Origin of the sequence: Halovulum dunhuangense (assembly GCF_013093415.1) — a bacterium.
Lineage (GTDB): Bacteria > Pseudomonadota > Alphaproteobacteria > Rhodobacterales > Rhodobacteraceae > Halovulum > Halovulum dunhuangense.
On record NZ_JABFBC010000001.1, the window covers coordinates 136,112 to 152,261 of the forward strand.

Sequence of the window (16,150 nt, forward strand, 5' to 3'; positions counted from 1 at the left end):
GCCTGCGGGTGATCGAAGTGATCCGGCGAAAGTCCGAGCGCAGCGGGATCCGCCTGATCGCAACCGCAAAGGTCCGCGAGGACTGGACCCGCTCCGCTCCCTTCCTCGAGGCGATGCGTCAGGCGGATCTTGTCTTGATCAACGGCGAGGGCACGCTTCATCACGGCACGCCGCATGGCGAAAGGCTGCTGTCGGTCGTCCAGCATCCGGCGCGTGGCGGAAAACCCGTGCATCTTCTGAACGCCATGTACCAGGAGAACCCCGACGCCTGGGGTGCCAACCTTGCCCTGATGAGCAGCGTCACCGCACGGGACAGCCGGAGTGCCGCGGCACTCTCGCGCCTGCTTGGCCGCCAGATCGACTGGATGCCCGACCTTACACTCTGCGACGGAAGCCTCGCGACTGACGCGCCCCGCGAAGGCATTATTCTTGGCGACAGCGTGCTCAAGCCGGTGTCCCGCGCATTGGCGGAAATGAGCCTCGAAGCCGAGGGGCGCAGGCTTGTCCCGATCCTGAAAAGCCTGAAGGCGCAGAAAGGACGGACCGCCCCTGGCCGGCTGTTGCGCCGGCTGCACGTGGCCGTGCACGCAAGGGCCTATCACCGGCGCTACCCGTCGCTTCAGATTCCACAAACGCCGGAAGCCTATGCCGCGGCTCTATCAGCCGCGCGGCTTCATGTAACCGGAAGGTTCCACGGCGTATGCTTCTCGCTTCTGACGGAAACGCCCTTCCTCGCGATAGGCTCGAACTCCTGGAAGATGGAGGCGCTGGTGAGCGATCTCGGGCTTGACCGCACACGCATCATGAGTTTGGACGCCACGCGTGCGGCTCTGGTATCAGACCGGGGTTTCGATTTCACCGAAAACGAGCGGAGCGCGATCCGCAGCCAACTCGCCGCTGCCAGCAGCAACGCCGACATACTGTTCAACGCAATCGCCGCGTCAGCGCAAGGCAGAGTCTGAACGCAGAACGCCGCGGGAGGGCCCGCGGCGTCCATGTTTTCAAAAGGGTCAGGAAAGGCTCACGCCTCTTCCTTGATCTCCTCGCCGGTCTCCTGGTTGACGTGCTTCATCGACAGGCGGACCTTGCCGCGGTCGTCGAAGCCCATCAGCTTGACCTTCACGTCCTGGCCTTCCTGGACGATGTCCTTGGGATGGGCCACGCGCTCGTTCGACATCTGGCTGACATGCACCAGCCCGTCGCGCTTGCCGAAGAAGTTCACGAAGGCGCCGAAATCCATGATCTTGACCACCTTGCCGGTGTAGATCTGGCCCACTTCCGGCTCTGCCACGATCGCGTAGATCAGGTCATGCGCCTTCTTGATGGCCTCGGCATTGGCAGAGGCGATCTTGATCACGCCGTCGTCGTTGATGTCGACCTTGGCGCCCGAGAGTTCGACGATCTCGCGGATGACCTTGCCGCCCGAACCGATCACTTCGCGGATCTTGTCGGTGGGGATGGTCATCGTCTCGATGCGCGGGGCATGGGCCGAGAATTCGGTCCGGCCTTCGGTCAGCGCGTTGGCCATCTCGCTCAGGATGTGCATGCGCCCGTCCTTTGCCTGGGCCAGCGCCTGCTCCATGATCGCGGGGGTGATGCCCGCCACCTTGATGTCCATCTGCAACGAGGTGATGCCCTTGTCGGTGCCCGCAACCTTGAAGTCCATGTCGCCGAGGTGATCCTCGTCGCCCAGGATGTCGGTCAGCACGGCGAACTTGCCGTCCTGCTCAAGGATCAGGCCCATCGCGACGCCGGCGACCGGCGCCTTCAGCGGCACGCCCGCATCCATCATCGACAGCGACGATCCGCAGACCGTGGCCATGGACGAGGAACCGTTCGACTCGGTGATCTCGGACACCAGGCGGATGGTGTAGGGGAAGTCCGTCGCCGCCGGCAGCACCGCCTGAAGCGCGCGCCACGCCAGCTTGCCATGGCCGATCTCGCGGCGGCCGGGGCCGGCCATGCGGCCCGCCTCGCCCACCGAGTAGGGCGGGAAGTTGTAGTGCAGCAGGAAGTTCGAGCGGCTCTCGCCGTGCAGCGCGTCGATGATCTGCTCGTCATCGCCGGTGCCCAGCGTGGTCACGACCAGCGCCTGCGTCTCGCCGCGGGTGAACAGCGCCGAGCCGTGGGTGCGGGGCAGCAGGCCCACCTCGGACACGATCGGGCGCACCGTGGTCAGGTCGCGGCCGTCGATCCGCTTGCCGGTGGCGATGATGTCGCCGCGCACCACGGCGCTTTCCAGCTTCTTGATCGCCGAACCAAGGTTCTTGTCGGCCAGTTCTTCCTCGGACAGGCCGTCCTTGATGGTCTGCCGGGCGGCCGAAATGGCGGCCTGGCGCTGCTGCTTGTCGGTGATGGCAAAGGCGGCACGCATCGCGTCCTCGCCCAGCGCCTTCACGCGGGCGTACAGTGCCGAGTAGTCGGGCGCCTGGTAGTCGAAGGGCTCCTTCGCCGCCTCGCCGGCCAGGTCCAGGATCAGGTCGATCACCGGCTGCATCTGGTCATGGCCGAACTTCACGGCGCCCAGCATCTCGGCCTCGGACAGCTCGTAGGCTTCCGATTCGACCATCATCACCGCCTCGCGGGTGCCCGCGACGATCAGGTCGAGCCGCTGCTCGGTGTTGGAGCGCAGCTTGTCCATGTCATCGACGGCCGGGTTCAGCACATAGTCGCCATCGACGAAACCGACGCGCGCAGCGCCGATCGGGCCAAGGAACGGCGCACCCGAAATGGTCAGCGCCGCCGAGGCCGCGATCATCGCGACGATGTCGGGGTCATTTTCCAGGTCGTGGCTCAGCACGGTGCAGATCACCTGCACCTCGTTCTTGAAGCCGTCGACGAAAAGCGGGCGGATCGGACGGTCGATCAGGCGGGAGGTCAGCGTCTCCTTCTCGGTCGGCCGCGCCTCGCGCTTGAAGAAGCCGCCGGGGATCTTGCCGGCCGCGTAGTATTTTTCCTGGTAGTGGACGGTCAGGGGGAAGAAATCCAACCCTTCCTTCGGCGCCTTTTCATAGACCACCGTGGCCAGCACCGAGGTTTCGCCATAGGTCGCCACAACGGCGCCATCGGCCTGGCGGGCGATCTTGCCCGTTTCGAGCGTGAGCGTGTCATGGCCCCACTCGATGGATTTCCGTACGATATTGAACATGAAGTATCCTCTCGGCGGACCCCGCCCCTTGGCGGGCCGCCCGTGTCCCCCGGTTTCATCTCATCCTTGGCATCCGGCCCGGGGACGGGGGCCGGCAGCCTGACGAACATGTGCCGCGTTCCATTGGGTGCGCGGCACCGCACCCCTGATGCAGAAGCGGCGCGCCCCCTGTGGAACGCGCCGCGCTGCAGCTCTTACCGGCGGATGCCGAGCTTGCCGATGAGGTCCTGGTAGCGGGCCTCATCCTTGCGCTTCACATAATCCAGAAGCTTGCGGCGCTGGGCGACCAGCTTCAGCAGACCGCGGCGCGAATGGTTGTCCTTCGCGTGGGTCTTGAAGTGCTCGGTCAGCGTGGTGATACGGCTGGTCAGGATCGCGATCTGCACGTCCGCCGAACCGGTATCCCCGTCCTTGTTTCCGTATTCCTTGATGAGCTGGCTTTTCAGCTCGGGCGTGATCGACATCGGGTTGCTCCTTCTGTCCGGGCGTTTCTGGTGCCGACGTCGGGCGGCCTCAGCCGGGATGTCGTCCAGCCGGGTCTATTCCAACGCCGCGCAGCGCAGAGCCAGAAGGGTCCACGCCACGCGGCGCTTATGCATCAAAACCGCGCCGAAGGGAAGCCCGGATCGGCGGCCCCTCGTCGCGCCCATGTGAGCGGTCCGGGGATGATCGCCGCCGGGCGCCGGGCTATAACGCAGGACATGGAACGACGCATTTTCATCGCCGGGTCCGCCGCGGCCCTTGCCCTTGCCCATCCGCTGCGCGCCGCGGGCCCGGGCCCCGCGCTGGACGCGGCCGCCGGCTTCGACGAGCTGCGCGCCATCGTCATGCTGAAGAACGGCATCGAGACGGCGGCGCGGGGCTACAACGGCTTCACGCCCGACCGCGCCACCAACATCAAGTCCGCCTCGAAGTCGATCATCTCCGGCCTTGTCGGCATGGCGATCGACCGCGGCCTGCTGGAGGGGCCGGACCAGCCCATCGCGCCGCTGTTGCGCGACCAGCTGCCACGCGATCCCGACCCGCGGATCGAGCGCGTCACCATCGGGCACCTGCTGTCCATGCAGGCGGGGCTGGAACGCACCTCGGGCCGGAATTACGGCCGCTGGGTGTCCAGCGGCAACTGGGTGCGCGCAGCCCTTTCGGTGCCCTTCGTGGACGAGCCTGGCGGCGGAATGCTCTATTCCACCGGCTCCAGCCATATCCTTGCGGCGATCCTGACGCGGGTGGGTGGGCGCAGCCTGCTGGCGCTGGCGCGCGACTGGCTGGCCCCTCTGGACGGGTTCGAGATCACCGGCTGGGACCGCGACCCGCAGGGCATCTACATGGGCGGCAACCAGATGGCGATGAGCACCCGCTCGCTGGCCGCCTGGGGCGCGCTCTATGAACGCGGCGGGGTCACGGCGGATGGCACGCGGCTTCTGTCGCAGGCCTGGATCGACGCCACATGGACCCGGCGCACACGCTCGGTCTTTCACCGCGACGGCTACGGCTACGGCTGGTTCTCGCGCCAGATGGGCGGGGCGGAAACGTGGTACGGCTGGGGCTATGGCGGGCAGATGCTCTATGTCACGCCGGCGCGCGGCACGGTCATTGCGATCACGTCCGACCCGGACCGCCCATCGGCGCGCACGGGCTACCGCGACGCGCTTCACGGCCTGGCCGAGCAGCTTCTGACCGAGGCCTGAGCCATGTCCGCCGCGATCCGCCCCTTCCGGCCCGAGGATGCGGCCGCGCTGGCGGCGCTGTTCCACCGCGCGGTGACGCAAGGCGCGGCCGCCTTCTACGACGACGCGCAGCGCGCCGCCTGGTCGCCCGCACCGCCCGACGCCGAAAGCTTCGCCGCACGGCTTGCGCCGCAGACGGTGTTCGTCGCCGCGGAAGAGGGCGCGGCCCTTGGCTTCATGTCGCTGACCGGCGCGGGACATCTCGACATGGCCTTCGTCGCGCCCGAACGGATGGGAACCGGGTTGGCCGGCCAGCTTTACGACCATGTCGAACGGGCGGCGCTGAAGGCGGGGCATGCCCGCCTGACCACCGATGCCAGCCACCCGGCGCGACGCTTCTTCGCGCGGCGGGGCTGGCGCGTCCTGCGCCGGCAGGCCCCGGTGCGCAACGGCGTCGCGCTGACCAACTTCGCGATGGAAAAGCGGCTGAGCTGAGCCCGGTCAGGCGCCAAGCGCCCAGATCAGGATTGGCACCGGCGAGACGGCGACAGCCACCGCGGCCAGAAAGCCGGGGATATTGAACAGCCGGCTCATGCCGGCGGCCAGCGCGATCCCGCCGCCACCGCCCAGGATGGCGTTGCCCGGCATGTTGAGCGCCAGCGCCAGCGCAAGATAGCGCCGCCGCAGCAGCATCGCCCCCCAGCCCTGTGGCGCGGACCGCAGCAGCAGCTCGAGCCGCGCCGCGCTGTCGAGCGGATCGAGCCGCAGAAGATGCGTCTCCAGCCGGGCCAGCCCCAGACGCCGGGCCAGCCGCGCAAGCACCTGCGCGGGGATCAGCCGGCCGCACAGGAACGACAGGCTCAGCCCCGCCACCGTGGCAAGATAGACGAAGGGCGCCGCCATCGCGCCGAACATCGTCAGTAGCCCGAGCCCGATCTCCACGCCCGGCACGAAGGGCAGGGCCAGCAGCACCGCGTAAAGCGCGCAGGCAAGCGCGATCCCCAGTGCCAGCCGGTCCGATGCGGCGGGCGCAAGATCGGCCACCAGCCGCGCCAGGACCGGCCCGAGGATCATGTTCAGCGCAAGGACGCACCCCACGAGCGCGACCAGCCCAAGTGCTACGGCGCGCCACGAGGACGCGCCCTGGGAAATATGCCGGATCATGCCACCCACCTGCGATCGGACCCGCAGCCTACTCCGCTTCCGCGCCGCGCGATAGTGCACCCGCGGCAGGGTTCCGCCCCCCGCATGCGAAAACGGGCCCGCATCCGCAGGCCCGTCAGGGAATTCCGGTCGATCTGGTGTCTCAGGCGCCGTAGACGGCGTTTCGGCTCAGGCGCCGTAGACGGCGTTTCGTCTCAGGCGCCGTAGACGGCGCGGTGCGCGATGGCGCGGACATCGCCCTGATAGATGTCGAGGTCGAGCTTCACGTCCAGCGGCAGGCGCGACAGCGCGGCGACGGTGTGCTCATAGGCGGCGCGCTTGCGGATCGCGGTGACGATGCGGTTCAGAAAGGCTTTCATGTCGGTGCCCTTTCGGTTCGGTCGTGTCCGGGCCCATCCCGTTCACGCCCCCGATATGGCCCTGACGCAGCAGGGCGACAACGCCCCCGACACGAAAGCCGCCTTGCGTCCTGCGCATGGCTATCACCGTACCGCCATGCGCCGGCGACGGGTCACAGGCAGGCGGCCAGCGCCGTCTCCAGCTTGTCGACCACTTCCGTCACCTGCTCGTCGCGCATGATGAAGGGCGGCGCCAGCAGGATGTGATCGCCATGCCGCCCGTCGATCGTGCCCGACATCGGATAGCAGACCAGCCCCGCCTCGAAGGCGGCCTTCTTCAGCCGCGCGGCCAGCTTGTCCTTCGGATCGAAGGGATGCTTCGTCTCGCGGTCGGCGACCAGCTCGATGCCGCGGAACAGGCCCCGGCCGCGGATATCGCCCACATGCGGATGCTGGCCCAGCCGCGCGCGCAGCTCTCCGTCCAGCCGCTCGCCCAGCTCGCGCACCCGCGGGATCAGCCCCCGCCCGAGGATCGCGTTCACCACCGCAAGCCCCGCCGCGGTCGCGACCGGGTGGCCGATATAGGTGTGGCCGTGCTGGAAGAAGCCGGTCCCACCGGCGATCGCGTCATAAATCTGCCCCGAGCACAGCATCGCGCCGATCGGCTGGTAGCCCGCGCCCAGCCCTTTGGCGATGCACAGGATATCGGGGCGCACGCCGTCATGCTCGCAGGCGAAAAGATGCCCGGTGCGGCCCATGCCGCACATCACCTCGTCCAGGATCAGCAGCACGCCGTAGCGGTCGCAGATCTCGCGGATGCGGCGGAAATAGCCCTCCACCGCCGGAACCGCCCCGGCGGTCGCCCCCACCACCGGCTCGGCCATGAAGGCCATCACCCGTTCGGGGCCGACGCGCAGGATCTCGTCCTCCAGCTCCTGGGCGGCGCGCTGGCCATAGGCCTCCACGCTCTCGCCGTCCTCGCGGCCGCGGTATTCGTAGCAGGGCGCGATATGGCTCACGTCGATCAGCAGCGGCCCGAACTGCGCCCGGCGCCATTCGTTCCCGCCGGCCGCCAGCGCGCCCAGCGTGTTGCCGTGATAGCTTTGCCGCCGCGCGATCAGGTGGTGCCGTTCCGGCTGGCCGATCTCGACGAAGTACTGCCGCGCCAGCTTGATCGCGGCTTCCGTCGCCTCGGACCCGCCAGAGACGAAATACACCCGCTCGATCCCCTCGGGCGCGTGGTCTATCAGCAGGTCCGCCAGCGCCTCGGCCGGTTCCGAGGTGAAGAAGCCGGTATGCGCAAAGGCCAGCTTGTCCAGCTGCGCCTTGATCGCCTCGGTTATCTCGGGATCGCCATGGCCAAGACAGGACACCGCCGCGCCGCCCGAACCGTCGAAATAGCGCTTGCCTTTGCTGTCGATCAGGTAGCAGCCCTCGCCGCCGACGGCTGTGGGGGGCTGGACGTGGCAATGGCGGGGAAAGACATGGGACATGGCGGCGCTCCTTTCGGCTGGGATCGACGCTAGCGCCGCCGAAAGCAGGGATAAACCCCGGATCGCGGGCGGCCGGGCTCAGGCGATGTGATCGCCATCGGAATCGTCGCCGGCCTCGTCCATCAGGCGCGAGAAGTCGGGAACGGTGATCTGGCGCTTGGTGCCCAGCTCGATCACGCCGTCCTTGCGCAGCGCCGTGATCTGCCGGCTGACCGTCTCGATCGTCAGGCCCAGGTAGTCGGCCATCGCCTCGCGGGTGATCATCAGATCGAAGCTCAGCCGTCCCGGAACGACCCCGGGGCGCAGGCTGATCTCGCGCCGGGCCAGGATCACCAGCAGGCTCGCGATCTTTTCCCGCGCCGTCTTGCGGCCCAGAAGCACCATCCATTCGCGCGCGGCATCCAGCTCGTCCAGCGTCATCTCGAGCAGCCGGCGCGAGATCGAGGGCGTGGTCTCCAGCAGCTTCTCGAAGGGCTTGCGCTCGAATCGGCAGACCGTCAGCTCGGTCGCGGCGGTCACGTCGAAAGCCGCCTGCGACCGCCCCGGCCGGCCCAGGAAATCCGAAGGCAGCAGCAGACCCACCATCTGCCGGCGCCCATCCTCCATGGTGCGGCTGATCGAGGCGACGCCGTTCACCACCGACGCGACGTGGGGCATGGGATCCCCGGCCCAGACCACGGGCTCACCCGGGGCATAGGTCTTGTAGGATTTCATGCCCTCCAGCACCTCGAGTTCGTCCGACTCGCAGTGCGCGCAGACAGCTCTGTGGCGGATAGGACAATTTTCGCAGGCCTGCGGGTCGCCAGCCGGCCTGCCACTAATTGGCATGCGCAATTTCATCTTGATCCAGATCAACGATTTTGAGTTCCCCTGCAAATTAGCGTACAGGAATGGATCGTATTGAACAACTTGAACCCACCGGACTATTTGGCGCCAACGTCCCGCGCTACACCAGCTATCCGACCGCGCCGCATTTCAGCGACGCCTTCGGCGCGGCAGAGGCGGGGCGCTGGCTGGCCGAGCTTCCGGGGCGTGAACCGCTTTCGCTCTATCTTCATATCCCCTTCTGCGAAAGGCTGTGCTGGTTCTGCGCCTGCCGCACCCAGGGCGTCCGCAATCCCGAGCCGGTGGCCCGCTACCTCGAGGTGCTCAAGGCCGAGATCGGATTGCTTGCCGCGGCCCTGGGCGAACGGCGGAAAGTCGCCCGCATCCACTGGGGCGGCGGCACCCCCACCATCCTGAGCCCGACCCAGATCATCGACCTGACCGGCACCCTGCGCCGCAACTTCGACATCGCGCCCGACGCCGAATTCTCGGTCGAGATCGACCCCACGGCGGTGGACGAGGCCAAGATCGACGCGCTCGCGCTGGGCGGCATGACCCGCGCCAGCATCGGCATCCAGGATTTCGACCCCGCGATCCAGCGGGCGATCGGCCGCGCGCAAAGCTTCGACCTGACAGCGCGGGTGGTGCGCCAGCTGCGCGCCGCCGGCATCGTCTCGCTCAACACCGACATCGTCTATGGCCTGCCGGGGCAGACGCTGGACGGGATCCGCGCCTCGACCGAGGCCGTGCTGTCACTCGACCCGGACCGGGTGGCGCTGTTCGGCTACGCCCATGTCCCCTGGATCGCCAAGCGCCAGCGCATGATCGACGCCGACACCCTGCCCGGCCCGCAGGCACGGCTGGCGCTGGTCGAACAGACCGAGACGCAGTTCGTCCGCGCAGGCTATCAGGCGCTGGGGATCGACCATTTCGCGCGGCCCGGCGACAGCATGGCGCTGGCCGCCCGGCAGGGCCGGCTGCGGCGCAACTTCCAGGGCTACACCGACGACAACTGCGAAGCGCTGATCGGCCTCGGCGCATCCTCGATCTGGAAACTGCCCGGCGGCTACCTGCAGAACGCGCCCGCCACCGCCCATTATGCCGGGCGCGTGCAGGCGGGCCATCTGGCGGTGACCAAGGGCTATGCCTTGTCGCTGGAGGATCGGGTCCGCGCCGCCTTCATCGAGCGGTTCCTCTGCGACATGTCGGTGGAGCTGGGCGCGCTGGAGAAGGAATTCGGCAGCTTCGTCGAACTGATCCGCCCCGACATCAACCGCGCGCTCGACCGCTTCGGCCACTGGCTGTACTGGCACCGCGGCCAGCTCAGGCTGTCGCCCGACGGCAAGCCGCTGGCCCGGCTGATCGCGTCCGAGTTCGACGCCTTCCTGCGCGGCGGCACCGCGCGCCACTCGCAGGCGATCTGATCACAGGACTTGAACACCGCCGGGCGCGGGCGCAGGCTTGCGGCAGGAGGAAACCCCATGCCGCGCCATCCCTTTCTCGACGACCTGGCCAGCCGCCTTCAGGGGCTTCAGGCGGACGGGCTCTACCGACGGGAACGGGTGATCGCCTCGCCGCAGGGGGCCACGGTGCGGCTGGCGGACGGGCACGAGATGATCAATCTCTGCGCCAACAACTATCTCGGCCTGTCGGACCATCCCGCCCTGGTCAGGGCCGGCAAGGAAGCGCTGGGCCGCTACGGCTACGGCATGTCGTCGGTCCGCTTCATCTGCGGCACCCAGACCGATCACGCGGTGCTGGAATCCCGGCTTTCCGCCTTTCTCGAAACCGAGGACACGATCCTCTATTCCTCGTGCTTCGATGCCAATACCGGCCTGTTCGAGACCCTGCTCGACGAGAACGACGCCATCATCTCGGACGCGCTGAACCATGCCTCGATCATCGACGGGATCCGCCTGTGCAAGGCGCGGCGCCTGCGCTATGCCCATGCCGACATGGCCGAGCTAGAGGCGCGGCTGATCGAGGCGGCGGACGCCCGCATCCGCCTGATCGCCACCGACGGGGTGTTCTCGATGGACGGGGCGCTGGCGAAGCTGCCCGAGATCTGCGACCTGGCCGAACGCCACGACGCGCTGGTGATGGTGGACGACAGCCACGCCGTGGGCTTCATCGGCCCCGGCGGGCGCGGCACGCCCGCGCATTTCGGGGTGGCCGACCGGGTCCACATCCTGACCGGCACGCTGGGCAAGGCGCTGGGCGGCGCCTCGGGCGGCTATACCTCGGGCCCGAAAGAGGTGATCGCCTGGCTCAGGCAACGCTCCCGCCCCTACCTGTTTTCCAACGCGCTCGCCCCGGTCATCACCGCCGCCTCGCTGCGCGCGCTCGACCTGATCGCGCAGGGCGACGGGCTGCGCGCCCGGCTCGAGGAAAACACCCGCCATTTCCGCGCCCGCATGAACACGCTCGGCTTCGAGCTGCTGCCGGGCAGCCATCCGATCATCCCCGTCATGCTGCGCGACCCCAAGCTCGCGCAGGCCATGGCCGCGGAACTGGGCGCGCGGGGCGTGTTCGTGGCGGCGTTTTCCTTTCCGGTCGTGCCGCGCGGGCAGGACCGGATCCGCACCCAGATGTCCGCCGCCCATGACCGCGCCACGCTCGACCGGGCGATCGACGCCTTCGGGGCGGCGGGGCGCAAGCTGGGCGTCGTTTCCTGAAGCCGAAAGGGCCAGACAGAATGCAGAACGAGATGCGCGCACTGGTGAAATCCCGCCCCGAGCCGGGCCTGTGGATGGAGCATGTGCCCGTGCCCGAACCCGGCCCGAACGAGGTGCTCATCAAGGTCAGGAAAACCGCCATCTGCGGGACCGACGTGCATATCTGGAACTGGGACGAATGGTCGGCCAAGACGGTCCCGGTGGGCCTTGTCACGGGGCATGAATTCGTGGGCGAGATCGCGGACCTGGGCAGCGCCGCCACCCGCTATCCGCGCGGCCTGCGCGTCACCGGAGAGGGGCATATCGTCTGCGGCACCTGCCGCAACTGCCGCGCAGGAAGGGGCCATCTGTGCCGCAACACCAAAGGCGTGGGCGTGCAGCGCGCGGGCGCCTTCGCGGAATACCTGGTGCTGCCGGAATCGAACGTGGTGCCGGTGCCCGAAGACATCCCCGACGAGGTGGCTGCGATCTTCGATCCCTTCGGCAACGCGGTGCACACGGCGCTCAGCTTCGACCTGGTGGGCGAGGATGTGCTCGTGACCGGCGCCGGGCCCATCGGGATCATGGGCGCGCTGGTGGCCAGACGCGCCGGCGCGCGCAAGGTGGTCATCACCGACCTGAACGACCGCCGCCTGACGCTCGCGCGGGAAATGGGGATCGAGCACACGCTCAACCCCGCGCGCGACAGCCTGCGCGACCTGATGCCCCGCATCGGCATGACCGAGGGCTTCGACGTGGGCCTGGAAATGTCGGGCGCCGCCCCCGCCTTCCGCGACATGGTGGCCGCCATGAACAACGGCGGCAAGATCGCGCTTCTGGGCATCGCGCCCACCGCCTTCGAGATCGACTGGAACCAGGTCATCTTCAAGATGCTGACCATAAAGGGCATCTATGGCCGCGAGATGTACGAGACCTGGTACAAGATGATCGGGCTGGTGCAATCCGGGCTGGACCTGACCCCGCTCATCACCCACCGCCTGCCCGCCGCCGGCTTCGAGGCGGGCTTTTCCGCCATGCGCGACGGCTCTGCCTGCAAGGTGGTGATGGACTGGTGACGCGGCAGGGCTTCCGCAGCGTCATCGCGCCCGGTTTCCCGAAAGGGTTGATCTGAATCAAGGCCGCTCACCGCCCCGTGAGGAAATGTTGCACGGCACAATGACCGGCCGTGCGGGCGATGCCTGCCGCATGGCCAAAGACAAGAGGGGCAAGAGATGACCGACACGCTGAAGCTGGTCGCGCTTGCGGTGATCACGGTTTTCGCCGCGATCGCCGCGAATTTCGCGCGCGACCTGGCCTATCAGGTGCATGCCATCCTGATCATGCTGATCGCGGCGGGCCTGTTCCTGTGGATCCTGCGCAGAGTGGGAGAGCCGCAGCGCGCGGTTGCCGCCGAACCATCGGGGTATGTTGACGACGTGATCCGCTGGGGCGTGATCGCCACCGCCTTCTGGGGCGTGGTGGGCTTCCTGGCCGGCACCTACATCGCCTTCCAGCTGGCGTTTCCGGCGCTGAACCTCGGGGTTGAATACACCGCCTTCGGCCGGCTGCGGCCGCTGCACACCTCGGCGGTGATCTTCGCCTTCGGGGGCAACGCGCTGATCGCGACATCCTTCTACGTCGTCCAGCGCACCTCGGCCGCGCGGCTCTTCGCGCCCGGCCTCGCCCGCTTCGTGTTCTGGGGCTACCAGATCTTCATCGTGCTGGCCGCCACCGGCTACCTGCTGGGCGCCACCCAGTCCAAGGAATACGCCGAGCCGGAATGGTATGTGGACATCTGGCTGACGCTGGTCTGGGTCGCCTATCTCGCCGTCTTCATGGGCACGATCCTGAGGCGCAAGGAACCGCACATCTACGTCGCCAACTGGTTCTTCCTGAGCTTCATCGTCACCGTGGCGATGCTGCACATCGTCAACAACCTGTCGATCCCGGTGTCGATCTGGGGATCGAAGTCGGTGCAGGTCTTCTCGGGCGTGCAGGACGCGCTGACGCAATGGTGGTACGGCCACAACGCGGTGGGCTTCTTCCTGACCGCGGGCTTCCTGGGCATGATGTACTACTTCGTGCCCAAGCAGGCCGACCGCCCGGTCTATTCCTACAAGCTCAGCATCATCCACTTCTGGTCGCTGATCTTCCTCTACATCTGGGCCGGCCCGCACCACCTGCACTACACCGCCCTGCCCGACTGGGCGCAGACGCTGGGCATGGTGTTCTCGATCATGCTCTGGATGCCCAGCTGGGGCGGCATGATCAACGGCCTGATGACGCTTTCCGGCGCCTGGGACAAGCTGCGCACCGACCCGGTGCTGCGGATGATGGTGGTCAGCGTGGGCTTCTACGGCATGGCCACCTTCGAGGGGCCGATGATGTCGATCAAGGCCGTCAACTCGCTGTCGCACTACACCGACTGGACCATCGGCCACGTCCATTCCGGCGCGCTGGGCTGGAACGGCATGATCACCTTCGGCGCGCTCTACTTCCTGGTGCCGAAGCTGTGGAACCGCGAACGGCTCTACTCGCTTCCGGCGGTCAGCTGGCACTTCTGGCTCGCCACCATCGGCATCGTTCTCTACGCGGCGTCCATGTGGGTGACCGGGATCATGGAAGGGCTGATGTGGCGCGAGGTGGATTCGCAGGGCTTCCTCGTGAACTCCTTCGCGGACACGGTCAGCGCGAAATTCCCGATGTATGTGGTCCGCGGCCTGGGCGGGGTGCTCTATCTCGCCGGTGCGATGATCATGGTCTGGAACCTCTGGATGACGGCGCGTGGCGCGGGGCAGGAAGCCCCGAGCCGCACCGCTGCCGTCGCCGCGGAATAAGGAGGGGACGATGGGCGTTCTCGACAATCACAAGGTCATCGAGAAGAACGCGACGCTTCTGCTCGCGCTCAGCTTCGCGGTGGTGACCGTCGGCGGCATCGTTGAAATCGTGCCGCTGTTCTACCTGGAAAACACCATCGAGGAGGTGGAGGGCGTGCGCCCCTACACCCCCCTCGAACTGGCGGGCCGCGACATCTATGTCCGCGAGGGCTGCTATGTCTGCCACTCCCAGATGATCCGCCCGATGCGCGACGAGGTGGAACGCTACGGCCATTACAGCCTGGCGGCGGAATCGATGTACGACCATCCGTTCCAGTGGGGCTCGAAACGCACCGGCCCCGACCTGGCGCGGGTCGGCGGGCGCTATTCCGACGCCTGGCATGTGGACCACTTCGAGAACCCGCAGGCGCTGGTGCCCGAAAGCGTGATGCCCTCCTACGCGCATCTGGGCGCCACCCGGATCGAGGCGCGCTTCATGCCCGACCTGCTGGAAACCCACCGCATGGTCGGCGTGCCCTACAGCGACGAGATGATCGAGAACGCGGTCGCCGACTTCCGCGCCCAGGCCAACCCGGACGCGGATACCGACGGGCTGCTGGAGCGTTATGGCGAGACGGTCAACGTGCGCGACTTCGACGGCAATCCCGCGCTCACCGAACTCGACGCGATGATCGCCTATCTTCAGGTGCTGGGCACGATGGTGGACTTCTCCACCTTCGAGCCGGCGGCAAGCCGGTAAGGAGGGGGCGATGGATCTCTACACCCTTCTTCGCCAGTTCGCCGACAGCTGGGCGCTGCTGGCGCTGACCCTGTTCTTCATCGGCGTGGTGATCTTCGCCTTCCGTCCCGGCAGCGCCCGGATGCATCGCGACATCGCCAATATCCCGCTGCGCAACGACACGCTTCCCGCGACCGGCCGCAAGGCGGCGCGGACCAAGGCGGAGGACAACTGATGGTCCGCAAACTGGACAAGACCGACGAGATGCCCACCACCGGCCACGAATGGGACGGCATCCGCGAATACGACACGCCGATGCCGCGCTGGTGGGTGCTGACCTTCTACGGCACGATCGTCTTCTCGGTGATCTACATGATCCTGTTCCCGGCGATCCCGCTCATCAACGGGGCGACGCCGGGGGTGCTGGGCTATTCCACCCGCGCCGCGGTGCAGGAGGATATCGAGACGTTCCGCCAGGCGAATGCCGACCTCGACACCCGCCTGGTCGAGACGGAGCTGACCGAGATCTCGGCCGATGCGGACCTGAACCGCTACGCGGTGGCGGGTGGGGCCGCGGTGTTCCGCACCTACTGCGCGCAGTGCCACGGCGCGGGCGCGGGCGGGGGCGTGGGCTATCCCAACCTGGTCGACGACGCCTGGCTCTGGGGCGGCGACATCGAGGCGATCCACCAGACCATCGCGCACGGCATCCGCGCCGAGAGCGATCCCGACACCCGCTTCAGCCAGATGCCCGCCTTCGGCGACGACTACCTGAGCGACGAGGAAATCGCCCAGGTGGTCGAGCATGTGCTGGCCATCTCGGGGCAGGACCATGACGCAGACCTGGCGACACCCGGCGCCACGGTCTTCGCCGACAACTGCGCCGCCTGCCACGGCGATCAGGGCGAGGGGATGCGCGATCTGGGCGCGCCGAACCTGACCGACGCGATCTGGCTCTATGGCGGCGACCGCGACACGCTGATCCAGACGGTGACGTATTCCCGCGCCGGCATGATGCCGCCCTGGACCGGCCGCCTGACCGAGGCGCAGATCCGGCAGGTCTCGGTCTATGTCCACCAGCTGGGTGGCGGCGAATGACACGGAATCCCCCTGCCGGGGGATAGGCGGGCGAGGGCGGCTTTCCTGTTCACCAAACCGCGGCCCTTGCCCGCCGCCTCGATCTGCAAGGGGCCGTCCCGCCGGGGCGGCCCTTACCAGTTGTGTTCAAGCGTCATGCACGTCACCGAGTGCGCCATTGCCCTCATGGTGCCAATGCCCTCGCAGACTCCCGCGGGGGCGGTTCCAT

At 67.5% G+C, this 16,150-nt stretch carries 16 protein-coding genes; 10 read left to right on the forward strand and 6 right to left on the reverse strand.

What is annotated here, in order from left to right:
- Window positions 1-8: 8 nt before the first annotated feature.
- Window positions 9-962, forward strand: a complete 954-nt coding sequence (locus HMH01_RS00700) for a polysaccharide pyruvyl transferase family protein (protein WP_171321502.1) — start codon at window positions 9-11, stop codon at window positions 960-962.
- A 59-nt stretch (window positions 963-1,021) separates the two neighbouring features.
- On the opposite strand, the gene pnp is transcribed toward HMH01_RS00700, so the two are convergent.
- Both pnp and rpsO read right to left on the reverse strand, forming a co-directional pair.
- Entirely contained in the window at window positions 1,022-3,148 is a 2,127-nt protein-coding gene (gene pnp / locus HMH01_RS00705; RefSeq protein WP_171321504.1) for a polyribonucleotide nucleotidyltransferase, read from the reverse strand.
- 194 nt (window positions 3,149-3,342) lie between these two features.
- Window positions 3,343-3,612, reverse strand: coding sequence for a 30S ribosomal protein S15 (rpsO, locus tag HMH01_RS00710; protein ID WP_171321506.1), 270 nt, complete (start codon window positions 3,610-3,612; stop codon window positions 3,343-3,345).
- Between the two features lie 237 nt (window positions 3,613-3,849).
- On the opposite strand from rpsO, the gene HMH01_RS00715 reads away from it, so the two are divergent.
- On the forward strand, window positions 3,850-4,836 hold the full coding sequence (locus HMH01_RS00715) for a serine hydrolase domain-containing protein (RefSeq protein ID WP_171321508.1): 987 nt from the start codon (window positions 3,850-3,852) through the stop codon (window positions 4,834-4,836).
- Between the two features lie 3 nt (window positions 4,837-4,839).
- The gene (locus tag HMH01_RS00720) at window positions 4,840-5,310 is read left to right on the forward strand and encodes a GNAT family N-acetyltransferase (RefSeq protein WP_171321510.1); all 471 of its coding nucleotides are present in this window, start codon (window positions 4,840-4,842) and stop codon (window positions 5,308-5,310) included.
- Window positions 5,311-5,316: 6 nt separating this feature from the next.
- Here HMH01_RS00720 and HMH01_RS00725 read toward each other — a convergent pair whose 3' ends face one another.
- The 4 genes from HMH01_RS00725 to fnrL form a co-directional block, all read right to left on the reverse strand.
- Complete coding sequence (locus HMH01_RS00725; RefSeq protein ID WP_171321512.1) at window positions 5,317-5,979, reverse strand: hypothetical protein; 663 nt, start codon at window positions 5,977-5,979, stop codon at window positions 5,317-5,319.
- Between the two features lie 194 nt (window positions 5,980-6,173).
- Window positions 6,174-6,338: a hypothetical protein gene (locus tag HMH01_RS00730; protein ID WP_171321514.1), complete on the reverse strand. Its 165-nt coding sequence runs from the start codon at window positions 6,336-6,338 to the stop codon at window positions 6,174-6,176.
- Between the two features lie 152 nt (window positions 6,339-6,490).
- A complete protein-coding gene (locus HMH01_RS00735; protein WP_171321516.1) occupies window positions 6,491-7,810 on the reverse strand; it encodes an aspartate aminotransferase family protein in 1,320 nt (439 codons plus the stop codon).
- A gap of 78 nt (window positions 7,811-7,888) precedes the next feature.
- On the reverse strand, window positions 7,889-8,638 hold the full coding sequence (fnrL, locus tag HMH01_RS00740) for a transcriptional regulator FnrL (protein ID WP_171325118.1): 750 nt from the start codon (window positions 8,636-8,638) through the stop codon (window positions 7,889-7,891).
- 62 nt (window positions 8,639-8,700) lie between these two features.
- On the opposite strand from fnrL, the gene hemN reads away from it, so the two are divergent.
- From hemN to ccoP, 7 genes are all read left to right on the forward strand, one after another.
- A complete protein-coding gene (hemN, locus tag HMH01_RS00745; protein WP_171321518.1) occupies window positions 8,701-10,059 on the forward strand; it encodes an oxygen-independent coproporphyrinogen III oxidase in 1,359 nt (452 codons plus the stop codon).
- A 57-nt stretch (window positions 10,060-10,116) separates the two neighbouring features.
- On the forward strand, window positions 10,117-11,310 hold the full coding sequence (locus HMH01_RS00750; protein ID WP_171321520.1) for a glycine C-acetyltransferase: 1,194 nt from the start codon (window positions 10,117-10,119) through the stop codon (window positions 11,308-11,310).
- A 32-nt stretch (window positions 11,311-11,342) separates the two neighbouring features.
- The gene (gene tdh, locus HMH01_RS00755) at window positions 11,343-12,365 is read left to right on the forward strand and encodes an L-threonine 3-dehydrogenase (protein ID WP_216366788.1); all 1,023 of its coding nucleotides are present in this window, start codon (window positions 11,343-11,345) and stop codon (window positions 12,363-12,365) included.
- 156 nt (window positions 12,366-12,521) lie between these two features.
- Window positions 12,522-14,126, forward strand: a complete 1,605-nt coding sequence (gene ccoN / locus HMH01_RS00760; RefSeq protein WP_171321523.1) for a cytochrome-c oxidase, cbb3-type subunit I — start codon at window positions 12,522-12,524, stop codon at window positions 14,124-14,126.
- Window positions 14,127-14,136: 10 nt separating this feature from the next.
- Complete coding sequence (gene ccoO / locus HMH01_RS00765; protein ID WP_171321526.1) at window positions 14,137-14,865, forward strand: cytochrome-c oxidase, cbb3-type subunit II; 729 nt, start codon at window positions 14,137-14,139, stop codon at window positions 14,863-14,865.
- Window positions 14,866-14,875: 10 nt separating this feature from the next.
- The gene (locus tag HMH01_RS00770; protein WP_171321527.1) at window positions 14,876-15,079 is read left to right on the forward strand and encodes a cbb3-type cytochrome c oxidase subunit 3; all 204 of its coding nucleotides are present in this window, start codon (window positions 14,876-14,878) and stop codon (window positions 15,077-15,079) included.
- Window positions 15,079-15,942 (forward strand): cytochrome-c oxidase, cbb3-type subunit III, encoded by an 864-nt coding sequence (gene ccoP / locus HMH01_RS00775; RefSeq protein WP_171321529.1) that lies wholly within the window; start codon window positions 15,079-15,081, stop codon window positions 15,940-15,942. Before HMH01_RS00770 ends, ccoP begins: the two co-directional genes overlap by 1 nt.
- Window positions 15,943-16,150 lie beyond the last annotated feature (208 nt).

Bases quoted from the DNA above. Each gene is read 5' to 3' on its own strand.
- HMH01_RS00770 (WP_171321527.1), top strand. From the start codon at position 14,876: ATGGATCTCTACACCCTTCTTCGCCAGTTCGCCGACAGCTGGGCGCTG.
- HMH01_RS00720 (WP_171321510.1), top strand. From the start codon at position 4,840: ATGTCCGCCGCGATCCGCCCCTTCCGGCCCGAGGATGCGGCCGCGCTG.
- HMH01_RS00750 (WP_171321520.1), top strand. From the start codon at position 10,117: ATGCCGCGCCATCCCTTTCTCGACGACCTGGCCAGCCGCCTTCAGGGG.
- ccoO (WP_171321526.1), top strand. From the start codon at position 14,137: ATGGGCGTTCTCGACAATCACAAGGTCATCGAGAAGAACGCGACGCTT.
- hemN (WP_171321518.1), top strand. From the start codon at position 8,701: ATGGATCGTATTGAACAACTTGAACCCACCGGACTATTTGGCGCCAAC.
- HMH01_RS00725 (WP_171321512.1), bottom strand. From the start codon at position 5,979: ATGATCCGGCATATTTCCCAGGGCGCGTCCTCGTGGCGCGCCGTAGCA.
- tdh (WP_216366788.1), top strand. From the start codon at position 11,343: ATGCGCGCACTGGTGAAATCCCGCCCCGAGCCGGGCCTGTGGATGGAG.
- rpsO (WP_171321506.1), bottom strand. From the start codon at position 3,612: ATGTCGATCACGCCCGAGCTGAAAAGCCAGCTCATCAAGGAATACGGA.
- pnp (WP_171321504.1), bottom strand. From the start codon at position 3,148: ATGTTCAATATCGTACGGAAATCCATCGAGTGGGGCCATGACACGCTC.
- HMH01_RS00735 (WP_171321516.1), bottom strand. From the start codon at position 7,810: ATGTCCCATGTCTTTCCCCGCCATTGCCACGTCCAGCCCCCCACAGCC.
- HMH01_RS00715 (WP_171321508.1), top strand. From the start codon at position 3,850: ATGGAACGACGCATTTTCATCGCCGGGTCCGCCGCGGCCCTTGCCCTT.
- ccoP (WP_171321529.1), top strand. From the start codon at position 15,079: ATGGTCCGCAAACTGGACAAGACCGACGAGATGCCCACCACCGGCCAC.
- HMH01_RS00730 (WP_171321514.1), bottom strand. From the start codon at position 6,338: ATGAAAGCCTTTCTGAACCGCATCGTCACCGCGATCCGCAAGCGCGCC.
- ccoN (WP_171321523.1), top strand. From the start codon at position 12,522: ATGACCGACACGCTGAAGCTGGTCGCGCTTGCGGTGATCACGGTTTTC.
- fnrL (WP_171325118.1), bottom strand. From the start codon at position 8,638: ATGCCAATTAGTGGCAGGCCGGCTGGCGACCCGCAGGCCTGCGAAAAT.